This window comes from Thalassospira sp. A40-3 (genome assembly GCF_015871485.1).
GTDB lineage: Bacteria > Pseudomonadota > Alphaproteobacteria > Rhodospirillales > Thalassospiraceae > Thalassospira > Thalassospira tepidiphila.
In genome coordinates this window covers 1,472,699-1,490,663 of record NZ_CP065428.1, presented here as the reverse complement: position 1 = coordinate 1,490,663, position 17,965 = coordinate 1,472,699, and the positions used below count along the sequence as shown (strand labels likewise).

Genomic DNA, 17,965 nt, shown 5'->3' with positions numbered 1-17,965 from the left:
CGAAACGCCTAAACCCGGGCCATTTCCGCCAGTTCGCGGCCGACCATCCGCTTGTAGCTTGCCACGATCTCTTTGCCCTCACTGCGCGGGACAGCGATGGCAAGCCGCATGGTGGCTTCGCCGGAATACATGATCAGCAAACACCGTGCGGCAATTATTTTGAAATCACCATCATTGCCACGAACCCGCAAGATCGCCTTGGCCAGAAGGTCCGCATTGGCACGGCTGACCTCCATTTCCATATCGCGCAGCGTCTTGTCGGCTTGCGTTCCGGTCCAGATATCGCAAATCACCGGTTCGGCCAAAAACAGCTCGTAATAGGTATCAATCAACCGATCAAAGGCGGCGAGCAAGGCATCTGGCGAATTCACTTCTGCCAGCGCCTCTTCGATGCAATGCAAGGATTCGGCATTATAGCGATCGGCAAGCGCATGAATGATCGACGTCTTATCGGGGAAATACTGATAGAGCGATCCGATGGAAATCCCCGCCTTTTCCGCGACCTCCCCCATCTTGATGGCATCACTGCCTTGGGCTGAAATCAGCTCGCAGGCGACTTTCAGGATGGTGTCGACCCGTTCGCGACTTCTTTTTTGGGTCGGTGCGCGGCGCATTTTTTTCACGTTATCAGACAACGCGTTAGATCCTTTATCCTCGAAATATCCCGGCATCGCTGCGCAGGTTTCACAGGCTTGTGATGGGCCAAAGCTCTTGACGATCAAAATATGAGGATTTATCACATTTGGCAAATGTGAGGATTCCTCACATTTTAAAAACCTTACTCAGGAGCCAATTTGATGCCAACCAATCCCCGCTTTCTTGTTCTTGGTGCGACGGCGAAAACCGGCCGCCGCGTTGCCGAAAAACTCATTGCCCTTGGTCATGATGTGCGTGCTGTTTCACGCAGCACGACACCCGCCTTTGACTGGACCGATCCGACAACCTGGGATGATGTCCTGCGTGATCGCGATGCGGTCTATGTCACCTTCCAGCCCGATCTTGCCGTTCCGGGATCAGATGACATCACCGCAAGCTTTGCCAAGCGCGCGCTGATGCACGGCGCAAAACGCATTGTGATGCTATCTGGCCGCGGTGAAGAAGCCGCCCACCGCGCTGAAGACGCCCTGCGCCATTCCGGGGCGGATGCCACGGTGCTTCGTGCCAACTGGTTCTTCCAGAATTTCAACGAAGACCTGTTCCTGCCTTACATCCAGCAAGGCACCCTGGCCCTGCCCGCAGGTGACACGCCCGAACCGTTTGTTGATGCCAATGACATTGCCGAATGCGCGGTTGCTTGCCTGCTTGATCAGGTCCATATCGGCAAGACCTATGAGCTTTCGGGGCCGAGTGCCGTAACCTTTGCCGACGTCACTGAAATGATTTCCAGTGTTGCCAACCACCCGGTCAGTTTCGTGGCCATCACCGTTGATGAACTGGATGCCGGACTTGAAGCAGACGGTATGCCCGACGAAGTCCGTGGCCTGATCCGCTATCTATTTTCCGAAGTCCTTGATGGCCGCAACAGCCAACCGACCAGCGATATATATGAAATTCTTGGCCGTCAACCCAACAGCCTGCGCAACTTCGTCGAAGAAGCTGCGAAAACCGGCATCTGGGACGTGGCCAAACGCGCCTGATACAACGCAAACGGCGCGCTGCAATCATGCTGCGCGCCGTTTGGTTTATCTTATGCCTACTTGCCGGACGGCCCTATTCCTCACCGCCGCGCAAAGATCAGGAAAACAGTGTTTTGTTTTCTTCGATGATCTGAGGAAGACGTTCCATGGTGCCCGAAAGGTGCTTGCGCATTTCCAAGCTTGCCAATGCGCCATCACCCGACTGGACGGCGTCAATAATCGCCTTGTGACCTTCAAGCACCGAGACCATTTTACCCGCACGTGGCAGATCAAGGGTTCGCACCCGCGCCAGATGACCGCTGCGTGCCGTGATCTGCAAATGCAGGTTTGACTGGTTCACCCCGTTAAACAAGGCCGCGTGGAAGGTTTCATCAAGTTGTTTGAACAGGTCGATCTGTTCGATATCGCCAACCAGTGCTTCCTGCATTTTGACAATGCCCTTGGCCTTGACGACGGCTGGGGAGTCCTTGGCCTCGGCCAATTGGCGGACGACCTCGCACTCCGCAGCAACCCGAAGAAAATGTTCTTCGCGGATGCGGGCAACATCAATCTTGGTTACCACGGTGCGCGACTGCGGATAGGACACCACCAGACCATCTTGTTCAAGGCGCAAAATGGCTTCTCGTACGGGGGATTGGCTGACATTGAAGCTTTCAGCCAATTCCGCCCGGACAAGCGTGGTTTCCGGAAGCAGGGACAGAGAAACAATCTGGTTACGGACTTCTTCGTAGACCAGCGCAGATGCCGGAACATGCATGCTGGTTTTCACCGATCCGTCATGCATCGAAATCAGTCCGCCCGTTGGTGTGTTCATGTTTTTGTGTCTCCCTGGCATTTGCCTACATGCCCCTGTTGGACTGAAATTGTCATTACATCAATGTATTGGGCAACAGCAATGTCAAAGCGGGTATTGCTGCCAGCAGAACGAAGAACAGCGCCATGGCAACAAAGAACGGAATGGATGCACGTGTGTATTCCCCGGTTTTAACCCCCAAAATGCCGCAGACCGTAAACATGATCACGCCGACTGGCGGCGTCAAACCGCCAAAGTTGATCAGGGTGACAATCAGAATGCCCATATGCACCGGATCATAACCGGCACTGACCAGAACCGGCATGACGATCGGGGTTACCAGAAGGATATTGGCCGCACCTTCAAGGAACATGCCACTGACCACCAGCACCCCGACAACCAGGATCAGGATTGCGGTTCTGTTTTCAGTCAGCGTGGTGACAAATTCGGTGATCTGTTGCGGCGCGCGTTCAATCGTCATGGCATAGCCAAGCACTGCTGCCATGATGATCAGCAACATCACCATGCCAAGATCAGAGATCGACCCAAAGATGGCTTCCTTGAGCCGGGCAAAGTTCAGCTCGCGATAGACGAACAACCCGACGGCCAGCGCATAGAACACCAGAAACGCCCCGGCCTCTGTCGCGGTAAAGATACCAAAGCGGAACCCGACAATCAGGATAACCGGAAAGGCCAGTGCCCAGATGCTTTCAAAGAAGCTGGCCGTCAGTTCCTTGGCCTTGGGAAGTTCCGGCAAATCCGGCGTGTAGCCGTTTTTGCGCGCAACAAGCCAGGATGTGATCATCAAAACGATGGTCAGGAAAATGCCCGGCAAAACACCGGCTAGGAACAGCCGCCCGATGGAAACTTCGTTGACAAAGCCAAACAGGATCAACCCGATGCTGGGCGGGATGGTTGCGGTAATGATCGACCCAAAGGCCAGAACCGCCGCCGTATTGGCCTTGGAATAGCCTTTCTTGATCATGCTGGGGCCCAGCAGGCGGGACTCCATCGAGGCATCAGCCACGGCTGATCCCGAAATACCCCCCATCATGAAACTCAGCACAATTGAAACCTGTGCCAGACCGCCTGCCATCCAGCCGGTCAGAAGACTTGCAAACTTAACAAGGCGATGGGTGATCCCCGTCACGTTCATCAGATTGCCGGCCAGAATAAAGAACGGCACCGCCAGAAGCGGGAAGCTTTGTGTGGCGGTGACCATTTTCTGGATCACAACCGTCGGCGGCATAGCACCCGTCATAACAAAGACCGGAATGGAGGCAAGGCCAAGTGCAAAGGCAACCGGCATCCCGCAGATGAGGAAGACTGTAAACAAACCTGCAATCAACAACAGCATCAGTTGATCTCCCTGTTGCGAATGCGTCGAATAAGTTGGGCAACCATGGTTCGGATCATCAACAGAATGCCGACAACCATCGAAGCATGAATATAAGAAGCATTGATCTGCGCGGCCCCGACCAGGCGCGGATGCATCAAAATCATGTTTGTCCACGCATAGTTCAGAAGGAACGCAAGAAATCCGATAATCACCAGAATATTGATGATTTCCACCCATGCGCTTGCCCGTTTGGACAGGATTTCACGCAATATCTGAAGACCGAAATGCCGGTCTTCCTGCATGGCAATGTCGGCAGCCAACATGCAAAGCCAGGCAAAGATCAGTTGCGCCATTTCGACTGACCAGATGATCGGCGATCCCATGGCGCGCGCCACAGAGGCCACCGCCACAAGAATGACCACAGCGACAAGCAATATGCCGCCACAGGCAAACTCAATCCGCTTGAGCATCAATTCAATTTCCATTGTGAAGTTTGAAGTGCGTTGCCCGGTATAAAAGCAACGCACTTTCGCTAGGCTACCAGAAGGTTCGTGGTCTTAGCGACCAAGAACCTTGTTAACAACAGCGGCTTCTGCTTCGAGTTCGAGCATCTGGTAAACCGGTTTGACGGCTTCCTTGAACGGTGCCAGATCAACTTCGCTGACCTCAACGCCACTTGCAGCAACGTCTTCAAGCGCCTTTTCACCGAGCTCGATGGTCAGGGCCGAGGCATAACGACCATTTTCCACGGCCAGATCACGAACGATTTTCTGGTTTTCCGGTGAAATTTCGTCCCAGGCTTCGGCACCGACAACCAGTGCGGTGACAAGCTGGATATGGCCGGTTTTGGTGACGTTCTTGATCACTTCATAAAGCTTGGCGTTCCAGATCGCGGTCGGCTGTGCTTCGGCGGCGTCAATCGTGCCAAGCTGAAGGGCGCTGTAGACTTCGCCCCAGGCAATCGGGGTCGGTTCTGCACCCATCGCACGGATGGTTTCAATCCAGACCGGTGCACCGATGGTACGCATACGAACACCCGAAAGATCGGCCGGGCTTGAAATCGGCTTCTGCGTCAGGGCATGGCGCGCGCCCTGATACCAGTTCGAGGCAATCATCACGAGGCCGGATTTTTCACGCAATTCTTCACCCCAGGAAATGTATTCATCCGAAAGGGCAAATTTGTCAGCCTGTTCATAGGTATCGAACAGGAACGGTGCCGACATGATAGCAAGTGACGGCACGAAACTGGACAAACGGGCGACATCGGTCACGGTACCGACAGCAGCACCCGCACGCGCCTGATCGATCATTTCAGTGGTGTCACCAAGCTGCGAGTTGTGGAAAATCTCGATCTCCACATCGCCGTTGGTTGCCTTTTCCACATCCGTTTTAAACTTTTCAAGTCCCTGTCCCATCGGATCATTCGGGGCCAGAACGGTCCCGATCCGAAGGGTTGTTGCCGCGTTTGCCGGCATGACAGCGGCCAGTGCGCCTGCGACGACTGCACACAGTCCGAGTGATTTCATAGTGAGTTTCATTAGAGACATCCTCCCGATGGATTGGCTTTTACCAAAATTGATATTTTAGTTGCTTTGAAATTCTAGATATCTCGCCTCTATCTTGTCAACGAATTTCTCAAGCCTGTAAATTTGTTTATTTTCAATAACTTGAATAAAAATCATCCCTTGCCACCGGGCAACTTGTCAGTGACCGGACAATGATCACCGCAGACAAACGCGCCCGAAAGCACACCAATCAGACGCCCTGCTCAGCGAGCTCGGTCAGAGGACGCGACAGCAAAAAGCCACCTGATCAGATGGTTGGATCAGGCGGCCAATAGAAAGACGGGAGATGTTATTGGGAAATGCTGCGATATTTCGCAGGTGTCAGCCCGGTAAAGCGGCTAAACCGCGTGGTCAGATGGGCCTGACTGGAAAAGCCGGTTTCAAGCGCGATTTCGGCAACCGGGGCGTTGCCATCACGCAACATATGCATTGCGCGTTCGATCCGCCGACGCAGAACGAATTGGTGCGGTGCCTCGCCGACGGTTTTGCGGAACATGCGGGCAAAGTGATAAGCCGACAAATCAGCAACGTCTGCCAGTTCTTCGATGGTTAGCGGTTGATCAAGGTTGGCATCGACAAAATCAAACACCCGGCGTTTGATCACAGGCGACAACCCACCGCGGACCTTGAAACCAAGATCACGGCGCGTTGAGTAACTGCGCAGCATATGGCCCATCAAAAGCTGCCCGGCATTCGACATTGCCATCCGATCGGCGGGCACCTCCCAATCAAGTGGCAACATTGCCTGCCGCACAGTCTGTTCGATCAGCGGATCAAGGAAAAACGTCTTTTCCGGGACTTCGACCGCATTGGGTTCAATGTCAAAGGCCTCGACCACGGCGCGTTCCCAGGCGGCATGCGGAATATAAACGTGAAACAGCTCCACCTCGCCATGCACCAGCCAGTCCGATGTCAGATAGGCCGGCATCAAACAACACCGACCGGGACCACCGCCACTCATCGGGTCTGCGCCGATCTTGCGCTGAATGCCCGTACCGCCATTGACATAGAGACTGATGGTGTGGTGATCAGGATCGGTATAGCGGGTCAGGACATCTGCCTTGCGCCGCCAGTGGGCCGCCGAGATGCTTTCGCCGAAATCACCCGCGCGCAACAGGTTCGCATCCCCAATCAATTGATTGAAGACTTCAAACTTCTGATAGCGCCCGTTGGGCTGAAAGGATGATGCGGTCTCTGCCATTTTCTGTTCCTGACATGAAGACCACATCATCGCATTGTGATCTGGATTTGCAAAGCAATGCGCATGCAACCCTGACCTGTTTTGCGCAAGAATGTGAAAACGCCGCCCATCCGCGTAACGATCAAATGCCGAAATGCCGCAACCAAATCCGCGCCCGGTCCGCATCCCGCGCTTCGTAGGCGGCAAGGACCTGATCCAGATCATCAAATTCCGGCATTTCCATCCGCCCTGCCAGCGCCGTCAGTCGCATGGTGTACCATGCCGTAATGCCACCAGTCGGCGCATGATCAAAACGGGGAAAGACCGGATCATGGTAATCATCGCATTGCCAGATATCTGGCAGGGCGGGCTCGATAACCAGTGCGCGCGCCAGTCCGACGATATCGATGACGCCGCTATTCAGCGCCTGCTCTGCCTGTGCGCGGGTCTTAAAGCCACCGGTCAACATCAAGGGCTTGGTGGTAACCTTGCGGGCCCGCTTGGCGAAATTCATGAAATAAGGCCCGCCGCCAGCACCATCAGAGGCCGCCTTTGCCCCCGGAAAATAAGTGCTGCCACTGATATCAATCAGATCGATTTTGGTCTGATCAAGCGTGGCGACGACAGCCAAGGCATCATCTTCGCTTAGGCCACCTTCAAGCTGATCGGTGGCATTCAGTTTGACTGCCACGACGAAACCGGGCCCGACGGCTGCGCGCACGGCACCAATGGTTTCAAGTAGCAACCGCATGCGATTGGCAATCGGCCCGCCGTAGTCGTCGCAGCGCTTGTTAAACAGCGGTGAAAGAAACTGACTAAGCAAGAAGCCATGGGCCGCGTGAATTTGCACCCCGCCAAACCCGGCATGCTCAGCAAGTTTGGCAGTTCTTGCAAATTGGGCCGGGATTTTACGGATTTCATCATCTGTCAGTGCCGCACATTTCAGGTCCGGAAGATCAAGCGCACTCGGCCCCTTTGGCGTGCTGGTCGGGGCATAGGCAAGTGCGCCGGCATGACCAAGTTGTAGCCAAAGGTTACTGCCCTTTACCGAGCCCTGCCGGGCAAGCGTGCGGAACCGGTCAAGGTCCGCATTATCATCGAGCACAAGATTACCGGGCTTTTCGGCATATCCCGGTTGCGCCTGTACTTCACCGATGATCGACACCCCCACCCCACCCTCGGCCCAGCGGCGGTAAAGCCGATTCTGGGCCTTGGTCGGGTGGCCGGTGCCATCCCCAAGCGAGTCCGACATTGCCGATTTCGCAATCCGGTTCTTGAGGATGACACCATTTGGAAGCTCCAACGGTCTGAACAACGGATTTTCCAAGATCAATGATCCTTGCGCGACGGGGATGGCCAATTCAGAACCAGTCCCGACAGGACATCCCCCGGTTCGGTGATGTACGTGCCATGTGTGCGGCGGCCCTCATGCAGTTCCGCCGCACTCAGGTGAGACATGCTGGTAGCAGTTGCTACATCACGCAAAGTTTTGGCGGCAGAGGCTTTCCGGATCGCGCGTTCATTTTGCCAGGCTTCGATGGCCGCACGCAGGTGACCGACAAGGCCCAGCGGGGCATGTTCGAAAGATGTGATCGCTTTCATGATGAGAATCTCCAATCTGTGTTTATCCAAGATTGAGGATTCCTCATTGATTAATCAAACGAGAAGATCTAATCTTATCTATTAGAAAAACTCACAGCATAAGTTTCGCGCTATTGTTGCGAAACGCACCCATCGCGTTCCTTTTACCAAGAGGCCGATCATGAATTCCCCGACAAGCGTTGTTCACAATCTTGATCTCGATCTTGCCAGAACGTTTGTCGCGATCTGCGAGACTGGCAATTTTTCACGCGCGGCCGAGAAGGTTCATCGCAGTGCCTCGGCGATCAGCCTTCAGGTCAAAAAGCTTGAAACCATGGTCGGGCGGGAATTGTTCAAACGCGAAACCCGCAAGGTAACCATGACCGAGGATGGCGAGGTTTTGCTGGGTTATGCGCGGCGTTTGCTTAAACTCAATGACGAGGCGATGTCGCATTTTCATGCCCCGGAATTTGCCGGCACCGTGCGGCTTGGCGTCCCGAATGACACCGGCATCGTTGCCATTCCCGAGATCCTCAAACGGTTTGCGCAAACCCACCCGCATGTTGATATCGACGTCAATCTGGGTCCGACACGCACCCTGCGTCAGGCCATCCATAAGGGCGATCTTGATATCGCAGTCTTCAGTTTTGATGCGGAGCTTGATCGCCAACCACCGATCCACGCCGAACCGCTGGTCTGGCTGGGCGCGCGTCATGGCAGCGCGATTGACAAACGCCCCCTGCCGGTATCGATGGCCGAACCCGGTTGTTACTGGCGGACCATGGCACTTAAGGCGCTTGATGATGCGGGGGTAAATTACCGCATCGCCTATACCAGCGAGTTTTGCCAGGCACAGATTGCCGCCGTGCGGGCCGATCTGGCGATTGCGCCGCTTCCGATCAGTGTGATTTCAGATGATCTTGTGCATCTTGGCCCGTCGCACGGCCTGCCGGAAATCGGTGAATACCGCATGACCCTGGCCAAGCGTGACGGCCATGGCGCGGTCGAGGAGGCATTGGCCGAACATGTCATTGCCGGGTTCCGCAAGATTTCCGAACGCGGCATGCGGGTGTTTGCCTGATCACCCGGGCATCAAAGCCCCTGTTGTGCCCCATATACGGCGCTCATTGCCCGCCGTGACATCACGAAACTCACGCAATCATAGGTGTGAACTCAGCCACACCTGCGTCCTTCCGTTTGGTCGCGAAACCTGCCGCCACCCGCCCCATATGCAAGAGCGATTTTGTAACTTAAAGTTAAGAAACTGGAAACGCGTTGTGTTTTCTGTATACTGCCCCACGAATATAAAGGCCCAATAAAACAGGGAAGGCTACACTATGGGAAAACTCTCTACCCTCCTCTTCTCGGCAGCACTTTCGACGGCTGTCGTCGCAGGCGCATCTGCACAGGAACAGGTAAAGATCGGCATGCTGCAAGGCTTCACCGGCCCGACGGAATCACTCGTCAAGCCGATGGCACTTGGCGGCGAATTGGCCATTAAGGAAGTTTCCGACAGCGGCCTGCTGCTTGGCGGGCGTGAAGTTGTTTCGGTACGCGGTGACAGTACCTGTATCGACGCAGCAGCAGCCACCGCGGCGGCTGATCGTCTTGTGACGTCTGATGGCGTCCATGGCATTAACGGTGCGACCTGCTCTGGCGCGACCACGGCCATCCTGAACAACGTTGTCCGCGCAAACGGCATCGTGATGATTTCGCCGTCGGCAACCTCGCCGGCGCTGACCGAAATCGAAGATGACGGTTACTTCTTCCGTACCGCACCGTCGGACGCACGTCAGGGCCAAATCATTGCTGAAATCCTTGATCGTCGCGGCATCAAATCGGCTGCGCTGACCTACACCAACAACGACTATGGCAAGGGTCTTGCTGAGGCCATTCAGGCGGCATACGAAGCAAAAGGCGGCAAAATCACCGCCGTTGCAGCCCATGAAGACGGCAAAGCCGACTATTCTGCTGAAATCGGCACCCTGGCATCTGCCGGTGGTGAAGTTCTGATTGTTGCCGGTTACCTTGACCAGGGCGGTAAAGGCATCATCCAGGCATCGCTTGATACCGGTGCGTTCGACAAGTTCGTCCTGCCGGACGGCATGGTTGGTGAAGCACTGACCGACAACTTCGGTGATATGCTTGATGGATCGATCGGCACCAACCCGGGTACTGACAGCCCGGGCGCGTCCATGCTGGCCGAACTGGCTTCGGGCAAGGGCTTCAAGGGTGATGACCCTTATGTCCCGGAAGCATATGATGCATCTGCCCTGCTTCTGCTGGCCATGCAGTCGGCTGGCTCGACGGATAGTGCTGTCTACAAAGACCACATCCTGAAAGTCGCCAATGCACCGGGTGAGAAAATCTATCCGGGTGAACTGGCCAAGGCGCTTCAGATCCTCGCTGATGGTGGTGACATCGACTATGTCGGTGGTACCGCGCTCGAACTGATCGAGCCGGGCGAGTCCGCTGGTAGCTTCCGCGAAACGGAAATCAAGGGCGGCAAGTGGGAAACGGAGATGTACCACTAAGCCGGTCATCCTTTGATCGCTAACGACGCTGGAACTGTCAGAGACTTCGGTTTCTGGCAGTTCCTCTATTACCGGGCCGTCACCGCAATACTTGGTTGATCTCCCCGGTACAGAACGCATGACAAGGGTCAAAAACTCCCAATGATACGGGTCGAAAACATCGCCAAGAATTTCGGCGGCATTCAGGCAGTCGATGGCGTATCGCTATCCATTGAAAAAGGTTCCATCACCGGCCTGATCGGGCCGAATGGTGCCGGTAAAACAACATTGTTCAATATTATTGCGGGCGTCTTTCCGCCGTCCTCGGGGAAAATATTCCTTGATGACGAAGACGTAACCCACCTTGAACCGCACGAACTTTTCCACAAGGGCCTTTTGCGAACCTTCCAGATTGCGCACGAATTCTCGACACTGAGTGTGCTGGACAATCTGATGGTGGTTCCGGGCAACCAGCCGGGCGAACAATTGCGCCATAGCTGGTTTAACTATTCCCGCGTCAAAGAAATCGAAGCCCAAAATTACGAGCGCGCGCTTGAGGTGATCGATTTCCTTGAGATTGACCATATCAAGCACGAGCTGGCGGGCAATCTTTCCGGCGGGCAGAAGAAACTGCTGGAACTGGGCCGTACCATGATGGTCGAACCAAAGATCGTCTTTCTTGATGAAGTTGGTGCCGGCGTGAACCGTACGCTGCTTAATACCATTGCGACCTCGATCAAGCGCCTCAATGAAGAGCGCGGCTATACCTTCTGCCTGATCGAACATGACATGGATTTCATTGCCAGCCTGTGTGATCCCGTGATCGTCATGGCCGAGGGCAAAGTCCTTACCCAGGGGACGATCGAAGAGGTCAAGAATAACGAAGAGGTCATCGAGGCCTATCTCGGCACAGGTCGCAAGCATGAACGGAAGGTGCCGTCATGAGTTTCTTAAGCGCAACCGGCATGACCGGCGGCTATGGCGGCAGTGATATCCTTCATGACTGCACGATTACCGTTGAAAAGGGCGAGATCGCCGTTGTCGTCGGCCCCAACGGTGCCGGTAAATCAACCGCGATGAAGGCAGTGTTCGGCATGCTGAACCTGCGTGAAGGATCGGTGGTTCTGGATGGCAAGGATATCACCAACCTTGCCCCGCAGGAACGCGTGCCCGAGGGCATGGGCTTTGTGCCCCAGAACCGCAACGTGTTCGTTTCGATGACGGTCGAGGAAAACCTCGATATGGGGGCCTTCATCCGCAAGGACGACAAGATCGAGGAAACCAAACAACAGATTTTCGATCTGTTCCCGATCCTTGGCGAAAAACGCAATCAGCCCGCAGGCGAGCTTTCCGGTGGTCAACGCCAACAAGTCGCGGTTGGCCGGGCACTTATGACCCAGCCAAAGCTGCTTATGCTTGATGAACCGACTGCGGGTGTTTCGCCAATCGTTATGGATGAATTGTTCGACAAGATCGTCGAAGTCGCCAGAACCGGCGTCGCCATTCTGATGGTTGAACAAAATGCCCGTCAGGCGCTTGAGATCGCCGATCATGGTTTTGTCCTGGTGCAGGGACGCAACCGGTTCACCGATACGGGCGAAGCCCTTCTCGCCAACGAAGAAGTTCGCCGCTCCTTCCTGGGCGGCTAAGTGGGGACTTGAATGGAAATTCTTAACGCACTCGCGCTGTTTACCAATTTTGTGGTCGTTCCGGCGACTGCCTATGGTGCACAGCTCGCCCTTGGGGCGCTTGGCGTCACACTTATTTTCGGCATCCTGCGCTTTGCGAACTTTGCGCATGGCGAGTTGATGTCATTTGGCACCATGATCACGATTTTGGTCACATGGTTCCTGCAAAATATGGGCGTTTCTATCGACCCCTTCCCGACCGCCCTTCTGGCGTTGCCGATTGGGGTATTGGCCGCCATCAGCATGGCGCTTGTCATGGATCGGATGGTGTTCCGGTTTTATCGCAAGCAGCGCTCAAACCCGATTGTCTTTGCCATTGTTTCAGTCGGCGTCATGTTCCTGATTGCCGGTATTATCCGCATCGTCATCGGCCCGGCCGATCAAAGCTTTGCCGATGGGGAGCGTTTTATCATTGGAGCGATTGATTCACGCCGTGCCTTGGGCCTTGATGAAGGTATTGCGATCAAGCAAAGCCAGTTGATCACGGTGGTTGTCACCGCCATTGTCGTTGCCTGGCTGTTCTGGTTCTTGCAGAAAACCCGGTCGGGCAAGGCCATGCGCGCCTATTCCGATGACGAGGATCTGGCACTGCTTTCGGGGATCAACCCGGAACGTGTGGTGATGATCTGCTGGGTTATCGCCGCGGCACTGGCGGCCATCGCCGGCACGCTTTATGGCCTTGATAAGACCTATAAGCCGTTCATCTTCTTGCAGATCCTGCTTCCGATCTTTGCCGCCACCATTCTGGGCGGCATCGGGCAACCGGTCGGCGCGATTTTGGGCGCGTTCATTGTTGCCTTCTCCGAGGTGACGGTGACCTATGCCTTCAAGAAGTTCCTGACCTATCTCGGCCCGACGGATTGGGCGCCGGACGGGCTCGTGCAACTTCTGTCGACGGACTACAAGTTTGCAGTCTCCTTCATCATTCTGGTCGCGGTTCTTCTGATCCGGCCAACCGGTATTATTCGTGGGAAAGTGATATGACGAAGAGAGTTGCGCTCCTATATGGCTTGATGTGCCTGGTGTTGATCGCGATCGGCTTTCTTCAAAGCTGGAACGTCGCCTTTGGCATCTTCAATCTTTGTGTGATCTCCGCGGTGATGGCGCTCGGCGTCAATATGCAGTGGGGCTATGCCGGCCTGTTTAATGTCGGTGTGATGGGCTTTACCGCCCTTGGTGGCCTTACCGCCGTTCTGGTCTCAATGCCGCCTGTGGGCGAAGCCTGGGCCGCTGCCGGTGGGGATATTGCCCTTTCCTTGCTGAGCCTTGCTGCGACCATCGTTGCGGTCATCTACGCCCGCCGATTTGTTCACCCGGCATTGAAGCTTCCGGTCACGCTTGCTCTTTTGCTGGCGGGTTATTTCCTGATTGGCGTGTTCTTTGGACCGGCGACCGATGCGATTGAAAGCATTGACCCGGCGCTCAGTGGTTATCTGGGTGGTGCCGGCTTGCCCGTGCTTGTTGCGTGGCCGCTTGCCGGTCTGGTGGCCGCTGGTGGCGGTTGGCTGATCGGGCGGATCGCGCTTGGCCTGCGGGCCGATTATCTGGCGATTGCCACCCTAGGCATTTCCGAGATCATCATTGCGATCATCAAGTACGAAGAATGGCTGTCGCGCGGGGTCAAGAACGTCACCGGCATTCCACGCCCGGTGCCCTATGAAGTCGACCTGATCGAAAGCGAATGGTTCATCAGCCTGGCCAACTTCTTTGGTGCAACCGAGATTTCCGATGCCGCCAGCCTGTTTGTCAAACTGTGCTATGCGGTGCTGTTTGTCATCGTGCTTGCGATCATAATGTGGTTTGCCGAACGCGCATTGAAGTCGCCGTGGGGCCGCATGATGCGTGCCATTCGTGACAACCGCGATGCGGCAGCCGCGATGGGCAAGGATGTCAAACGTCGTCACCTTCAGACCTTTGTTCTGGGCTGTGCGGTGTGCGGGATTGCCGGTGCGATGCTAACTACGCTTGATGGTCAGTTAACGCCAACCAGTTACATTCCGCTGCGCTACACCTTCCTGATCTGGGTGATGGTGATCCTCGGTGGGTCTGGCAACAACTGGGGCTCGATCCTGGGTGGCTTTATCATCTGGTTCCTTTGGGTCGAGGCAGAGCCGTTTGGCAACTGGTTCATGTCAACGATCACCGCCCCGCTTGGCGAAGGATCGGAGCTTGCCCAGCACCTGGTCGCCGGTGCGGCCTATATGCGCTATCTGATGATGGGGGCGATCCTTTTGATCGTTATGCGGTTTGCGCCAAAGGGACTGATCCCCGAGGCCACCAACCGATCAACAGCAATGACGCGGTCTTCCTGACCAAACATTCAAAAGCGGGGCGGATACAATGCAGTATCCGCCCCGTTTTTTTATGCGGCGAACCCTCCGCAAAAATCCGAAAATACCGCAAGAACGTGAAAGCCACGCGAGGCTGACTGTGGCCTATTATTGGTTTGCGGATATGCCCCATATATTCGCAAAAGCCCTGATTGGTCCCCGCGCGCTGCCAACCTGCGTGACCAGTTCTGCATCACCCGTCACCCTTCGTGCCACCGCCCCTCGCGCACGTGCTGTTTTGAAAGCCCCGATGATGACAGCCCTCTTATTCGTGATCGTCACCGCCTGCTGGGGATTTACCTGGTATGCGATCAAACTTCAGATCGGACCAATCCCGGTCGAAATCTCGATCTTTTATCGCTTTGCGCTGGCCGCGGTCGTTTTGTGCGGCTTCCTGTTGATAACGCGCAAATGGCGCCCTGTGCCATGGCACGCGCATCCATGGATCGTGCTTTTGGGCTGCGGGCTGTTTGGCATCAACTTTATCCTGATGTATTCGGCGACCGGCTATATCGCCAGCGGCATTGTCGCGGTGATTTTCACCACCTCGACCATTTTCAATGCGCTGGGCAACTGGGCCTTTTACGGCAATCGCCCGGGCCTGCGCTTTGTCTTTGGTGCGGCATTCGGGCTTGCTGGCATCGCCTGTCTGTTTGCCAACCAGATCTATGCCCTGTCGCACAACGCCAATGCCATCACCGGCATGCTGCTTGCGCTTGGCGGCACGGCGGTGTTTAGCTGTGGCAATATGGTGTCGGTTAAACTCAACCGCATGGGCATTCCCAACCGTGATGCGGTCGCGCGTGGCATGATCTACGGCACGGTATTGCTGTTTATCTTTGCGACCTTACGCGGCCAGACCCCGGTCATGCCGACCGATCCGATCTATATCGGTGGCTTGCTGTATCTCGCCATTCCGGGCTCGGTCGTGGCCTTCATAGCCTATCTCGCACTGATCAACCGGGTTGGAGCAGGACGAGCGGCCTATGTCACCGTCCTGTTCCCTGTTGTGGCGCTCACGGTTTCAACCTTCCTTGAAGGCTATGTCTGGACACCGATCGGGGCAACCGGGCTTGCAATGGTGTTACTTGGCAACATCACGATCTTTGCGCGGCTTCCGAAGTTCATTGGTATGAGGAATAAAACCCTCGCGGCGGAATAGGACACCTGATTGTCTGATGATTAAAACGGGGCCGCTTGGGCCCCGTTTTTTGATCCCACCTTCAGGTCCGAAACTGGCGAGCAGCCAAAAACCAATCCGCCTAACCTTCGTTGGTCACCAACAGATCGACGGAGCCCGCGATGCTGCCCCATGAAAACACCACACGTTTGATATCGCTTGATATGGAACTGGCTTGCCGCCCGAAACTTCGCGGCATTAATGGCCCGAGAAACCTCTCATCCGCTGGTGGCTTACAACCCAAACAACTGCCCACCCAGCCGATGGACCGCATCAGTTGGTTAATGCTGATCTCGCTATCGGTCCTGTGGGGTGGGTCGTTTTTCTTTACGGAGATCGCGCTTGTCGATTTGCCGCCCCTGACGCTTGTGCTGTGCCGGGTGTCGATTGCGACCATGGTTCTGTGGTGGGTGGTATTGTTGCGCGATATCGCCATCCCGCGTGATCCGAAATTCTGGGCGGGCGTTGCCGTGATGGGCGGGCTTAACAACCTGATACCCTTTTGCCTGATTGTCTGGAGCCAGACACAAATCACCAGCAGCCTTGCCGCAATCCTGAATGCCACCACCCCGCTTTTCACCCTGCTGATTGCCCATATCGCAACCGACAGCGAAAAGCTCACCTTGCGCAAAACCATCGGTGTCCTGATCGGGTTTGGCGGCGTAATCGTGATTTTTGGCGTACCGACATCTGGCACGGAGGTTGGTCTGCTTGCCCCGGCGGCGGTTCTGTTCGCTGCGTTCAGTTATGGCTGCGCCGGGGTGTTTGGCAGACGTTTTGCCACCACCCCGCCAATCCTGACCGCGGCCGGCATGACCAGCGCATCAAGCCTGATGCTCCTGCCCTTATCAATCCTGATTGATCAGCCCTGGCACCTGCCGGTTCCCACCACCAGCACCATCCTTGCCGTGCTGGGCTTTGCCACACTCAGCACAGCACTCGCCTATATCCTTTACTTCGCCATCCTCAAGCGTGCTGGGGCAAGCAACCTTCTGCTTGTCACCTTCCTGATCCCGGTCAGTGCGATTCTGCTGGGGGTCGGCTTTCTGGGCGAGGTCCTTTTGGGGCAGCACACGATCGGAATGGCGGTTATCGGACTTGGCTTGCTTGTTATTGACGGGCGGATTTTATCCCGTCCCAAGGCAGCTCAGTCCGTCACGCCAACTAAATAAGAAAGGCCGGATTTTCCGGCCTTTCCTTTGAAGCTCAATCATTAAAATATCCAGCAGTCTGCATATCCTCAATCAGGCCAATCTCACGCGGCGTCCAACCAAGCACCTGCTGCGTTCGGCCGCTGGAGGCGCAGCAATCGATAGCCGCGAAATGGCTGAACCAACCGAAATAGTCGTCAGCCTGCTCGACCGTCAGGGACTTAAGCGGAACGCCAAGCCCAATGCTGATGGTGTGGGCAATATCGGCGAAGGCAACACCTTCTTCAGCCACGGCATGATAGGCGGTTTGGCTGGCGTTATCCTCGATGGCGAGGCGATAGGCCCGTGCTGCATCGAAGCGGTGCACCGCAGGCCACAGGTTCTCGCCATCCTCGATACAGGCGGCAAATCCCTTTTCGCGCGCCAGATTGATCAGAAGCGGTACAAAGCCATGATCGCCCGCCCCGTGCACTGACGGCGGCAACCGCATAACCGAGACATTCACGCCATATGCTGCTATTTCGGCTGCAGCCTCTTCTGAGGCCTTACGCGGGATATCTCCGCTGACCGTATCGCTTTCAACCAAAGGCCGATCAGCACGCAGAAGCGCGATACCCGATGTCACAATCATCGGACGATCCGATCCGGCCAGAACCGATCCCATTGCCTTGATCACGCGGCGGTCCTTTTCGCAATTTTCGACATAGCGGGAAAAATCATGATCAAAGGCAGTATGGATCACGGCATCACAGGAAGCCGCCCCGCTTTGAAGTTTGCCCACGTCCTCAAGATCACCGTGAAAGGCGTTCGCCCCGAGTGCGGCAAGCTTTTCGGCCCCCGCTTCGGAACGCGTCAGGCCTAAGACCGAATGCCCGTGATCAATAAGTTCCTGCACCACAGCTGATCCGACAAATCCCGTCGCACCTGTTACAAACACACGCATCGTCACTCCGTCCTTACATCACATCTGGAAAAACTGGAACACATCATGCTCCGATCCCAAGCACG

18 protein-coding genes are annotated in these 17,965 nt (G+C 55.5%); 9 read left to right on the top strand and 9 right to left on the bottom strand.

From position 1 onward, the window contains the following. Positions 1-8 precede the first annotated feature (8 nt). Entirely contained in the window at positions 9-635 is a 627-nt protein-coding gene (locus tag IT893_RS06665; protein WP_197147261.1) for a TetR/AcrR family transcriptional regulator, read from the bottom strand. A 162-nt stretch (positions 636-797) separates the two neighbouring features. On the opposite strand from IT893_RS06665, the gene IT893_RS06660 reads away from it, so the two are divergent. After that, positions 798-1,637, top strand: a complete 840-nt coding sequence (locus tag IT893_RS06660; protein ID WP_197147260.1) for an NAD(P)H-binding protein — start codon at positions 798-800, stop codon at positions 1,635-1,637. Between the two features lie 97 nt (positions 1,638-1,734). On the opposite strand, the gene IT893_RS06655 is transcribed toward IT893_RS06660, so the two are convergent. The 7 genes from IT893_RS06655 to IT893_RS06625 form a co-directional block, all read right to left on the bottom strand. Continuing rightward, a complete protein-coding gene (locus tag IT893_RS06655; RefSeq protein ID WP_197147259.1) occupies positions 1,735-2,451 on the bottom strand; it encodes a GntR family transcriptional regulator in 717 nt (238 codons plus the stop codon). Between the two features lie 55 nt (positions 2,452-2,506). Continuing rightward, positions 2,507-3,787, bottom strand: coding sequence for a TRAP transporter large permease (locus IT893_RS06650; RefSeq protein ID WP_197147258.1), 1,281 nt, complete (start codon positions 3,785-3,787; stop codon positions 2,507-2,509). After that, complete coding sequence (locus IT893_RS06645; RefSeq protein WP_120226337.1) at positions 3,787-4,239, bottom strand: TRAP transporter small permease; 453 nt, start codon at positions 4,237-4,239, stop codon at positions 3,787-3,789. Before IT893_RS06645 ends, IT893_RS06650 begins: the two co-directional genes overlap by 1 nt. An 87-nt stretch (positions 4,240-4,326) precedes the next feature. Beyond that, on the bottom strand, positions 4,327-5,307 hold the full coding sequence (locus tag IT893_RS06640) for a C4-dicarboxylate TRAP transporter substrate-binding protein (protein ID WP_063088149.1): 981 nt from the start codon (positions 5,305-5,307) through the stop codon (positions 4,327-4,329). A 316-nt stretch (positions 5,308-5,623) separates the two neighbouring features. Next, the gene (locus tag IT893_RS06635) at positions 5,624-6,535 is read right to left on the bottom strand and encodes an AraC family transcriptional regulator (protein WP_197147257.1); all 912 of its coding nucleotides are present in this window, start codon (positions 6,533-6,535) and stop codon (positions 5,624-5,626) included. A gap of 121 nt (positions 6,536-6,656) precedes the next feature. Beyond that, complete coding sequence (locus tag IT893_RS06630; protein ID WP_197147256.1) at positions 6,657-7,841, bottom strand: NADH:flavin oxidoreductase/NADH oxidase family protein; 1,185 nt, start codon at positions 7,839-7,841, stop codon at positions 6,657-6,659. Positions 7,842-7,843: 2 nt separating this feature from the next. Next, on the bottom strand, positions 7,844-8,116 hold the full coding sequence (locus IT893_RS06625) for a hypothetical protein (RefSeq protein ID WP_197147255.1): 273 nt from the start codon (positions 8,114-8,116) through the stop codon (positions 7,844-7,846). A gap of 160 nt (positions 8,117-8,276) precedes the next feature. On the opposite strand from IT893_RS06625, the gene IT893_RS06620 reads away from it, so the two are divergent. The 8 genes from IT893_RS06620 (at position 8,277) to IT893_RS06585 (ending at position 16,978) form a co-directional block, all read left to right on the top strand. Then, positions 8,277-9,176, top strand: a complete 900-nt coding sequence (locus IT893_RS06620) for a LysR substrate-binding domain-containing protein (protein WP_063088155.1) — start codon at positions 8,277-8,279, stop codon at positions 9,174-9,176. Between the two features lie 256 nt (positions 9,177-9,432). Then, positions 9,433-10,629 (top strand): ABC transporter substrate-binding protein, encoded by a 1,197-nt coding sequence (locus IT893_RS06615; RefSeq protein WP_197147254.1) that lies wholly within the window; start codon positions 9,433-9,435, stop codon positions 10,627-10,629. A 141-nt stretch (positions 10,630-10,770) separates the two neighbouring features. Then, positions 10,771-11,553, top strand: a complete 783-nt coding sequence (locus tag IT893_RS06610; protein WP_063088159.1) for an ABC transporter ATP-binding protein — start codon at positions 10,771-10,773, stop codon at positions 11,551-11,553. Beyond that, positions 11,550-12,257 (top strand): ABC transporter ATP-binding protein, encoded by a 708-nt coding sequence (locus tag IT893_RS06605; protein ID WP_008890664.1) that lies wholly within the window; start codon positions 11,550-11,552, stop codon positions 12,255-12,257. The genes IT893_RS06610 and IT893_RS06605 overlap by 4 nt, the downstream gene beginning before the upstream one ends. Before the next feature lie 12 nt (positions 12,258-12,269). After that, positions 12,270-13,280 carry a branched-chain amino acid ABC transporter permease gene (locus IT893_RS06600; RefSeq protein ID WP_063088161.1) on the top strand — a complete coding sequence of 337 codons (1,011 nt, stop codon included), beginning with the start codon at positions 12,270-12,272 and terminating at the stop codon, positions 13,278-13,280. Beyond that, positions 13,277-14,608: a branched-chain amino acid ABC transporter permease gene (locus tag IT893_RS06595; RefSeq protein ID WP_252724098.1), complete on the top strand. Its 1,332-nt coding sequence runs from the start codon at positions 13,277-13,279 to the stop codon at positions 14,606-14,608. Before IT893_RS06600 ends, IT893_RS06595 begins: the two co-directional genes overlap by 4 nt. A 268-nt stretch (positions 14,609-14,876) precedes the next feature. Further along, on the top strand, positions 14,877-15,788 hold the full coding sequence (locus IT893_RS06590) for a DMT family transporter (protein WP_252724097.1): 912 nt from the start codon (positions 14,877-14,879) through the stop codon (positions 15,786-15,788). A gap of 140 nt (positions 15,789-15,928) precedes the next feature. Further along, positions 15,929-16,978, top strand: a complete 1,050-nt coding sequence (locus tag IT893_RS06585; RefSeq protein ID WP_197147253.1) for a DMT family transporter — start codon at positions 15,929-15,931, stop codon at positions 16,976-16,978. A 34-nt stretch (positions 16,979-17,012) separates the two neighbouring features. Here the strand turns inward: IT893_RS06585 and IT893_RS06580 are convergent, their stop codons facing one another. Further along, complete coding sequence (locus IT893_RS06580; RefSeq protein WP_197147252.1) at positions 17,013-17,900, bottom strand: SDR family oxidoreductase; 888 nt, start codon at positions 17,898-17,900, stop codon at positions 17,013-17,015. Positions 17,901-17,965 lie beyond the last annotated feature (65 nt).

Coding starts and splice junctions, on each gene's coding strand:
- IT893_RS06660 (WP_197147260.1), top strand. CDS start 798: ATGCCAACCAATCCCCGCTTTCTTGTTCTTGGTGCGACGGCGAAAACC.
- IT893_RS06655 (WP_197147259.1), bottom strand. CDS start 2,451: ATGAACACACCAACGGGCGGACTGATTTCGATGCATGACGGATCGGTG.
- IT893_RS06650 (WP_197147258.1), bottom strand. CDS start 3,787: ATGCTGTTGTTGATTGCAGGTTTGTTTACAGTCTTCCTCATCTGCGGG.
- IT893_RS06645 (WP_120226337.1), bottom strand. CDS start 4,239: ATGCTCAAGCGGATTGAGTTTGCCTGTGGCGGCATATTGCTTGTCGCT.
- IT893_RS06640 (WP_063088149.1), bottom strand. CDS start 5,307: ATGAAACTCACTATGAAATCACTCGGACTGTGTGCAGTCGTCGCAGGC.
- IT893_RS06635 (WP_197147257.1), bottom strand. CDS start 6,535: ATGGCAGAGACCGCATCATCCTTTCAGCCCAACGGGCGCTATCAGAAG.
- IT893_RS06625 (WP_197147255.1), bottom strand. CDS start 8,116: ATGAAAGCGATCACATCTTTCGAACATGCCCCGCTGGGCCTTGTCGGT.
- IT893_RS06620 (WP_063088155.1), top strand. CDS start 8,277: ATGAATTCCCCGACAAGCGTTGTTCACAATCTTGATCTCGATCTTGCC.
- IT893_RS06615 (WP_197147254.1), top strand. CDS start 9,433: ATGGGAAAACTCTCTACCCTCCTCTTCTCGGCAGCACTTTCGACGGCT.
- IT893_RS06610 (WP_063088159.1), top strand. CDS start 10,771: ATGATACGGGTCGAAAACATCGCCAAGAATTTCGGCGGCATTCAGGCA.
- IT893_RS06605 (WP_008890664.1), top strand. CDS start 11,550: ATGAGTTTCTTAAGCGCAACCGGCATGACCGGCGGCTATGGCGGCAGT.
- IT893_RS06600 (WP_063088161.1), top strand. CDS start 12,270: ATGGAAATTCTTAACGCACTCGCGCTGTTTACCAATTTTGTGGTCGTT.
- IT893_RS06595 (WP_252724098.1), top strand. CDS start 13,277: ATGACGAAGAGAGTTGCGCTCCTATATGGCTTGATGTGCCTGGTGTTG.
- IT893_RS06590 (WP_252724097.1), top strand. CDS start 14,877: ATGATGACAGCCCTCTTATTCGTGATCGTCACCGCCTGCTGGGGATTT.
- IT893_RS06585 (WP_197147253.1), top strand. CDS start 15,929: ATGCTGCCCCATGAAAACACCACACGTTTGATATCGCTTGATATGGAA.
- IT893_RS06580 (WP_197147252.1), bottom strand. CDS start 17,900: ATGCGTGTGTTTGTAACAGGTGCGACGGGATTTGTCGGATCAGCTGTG.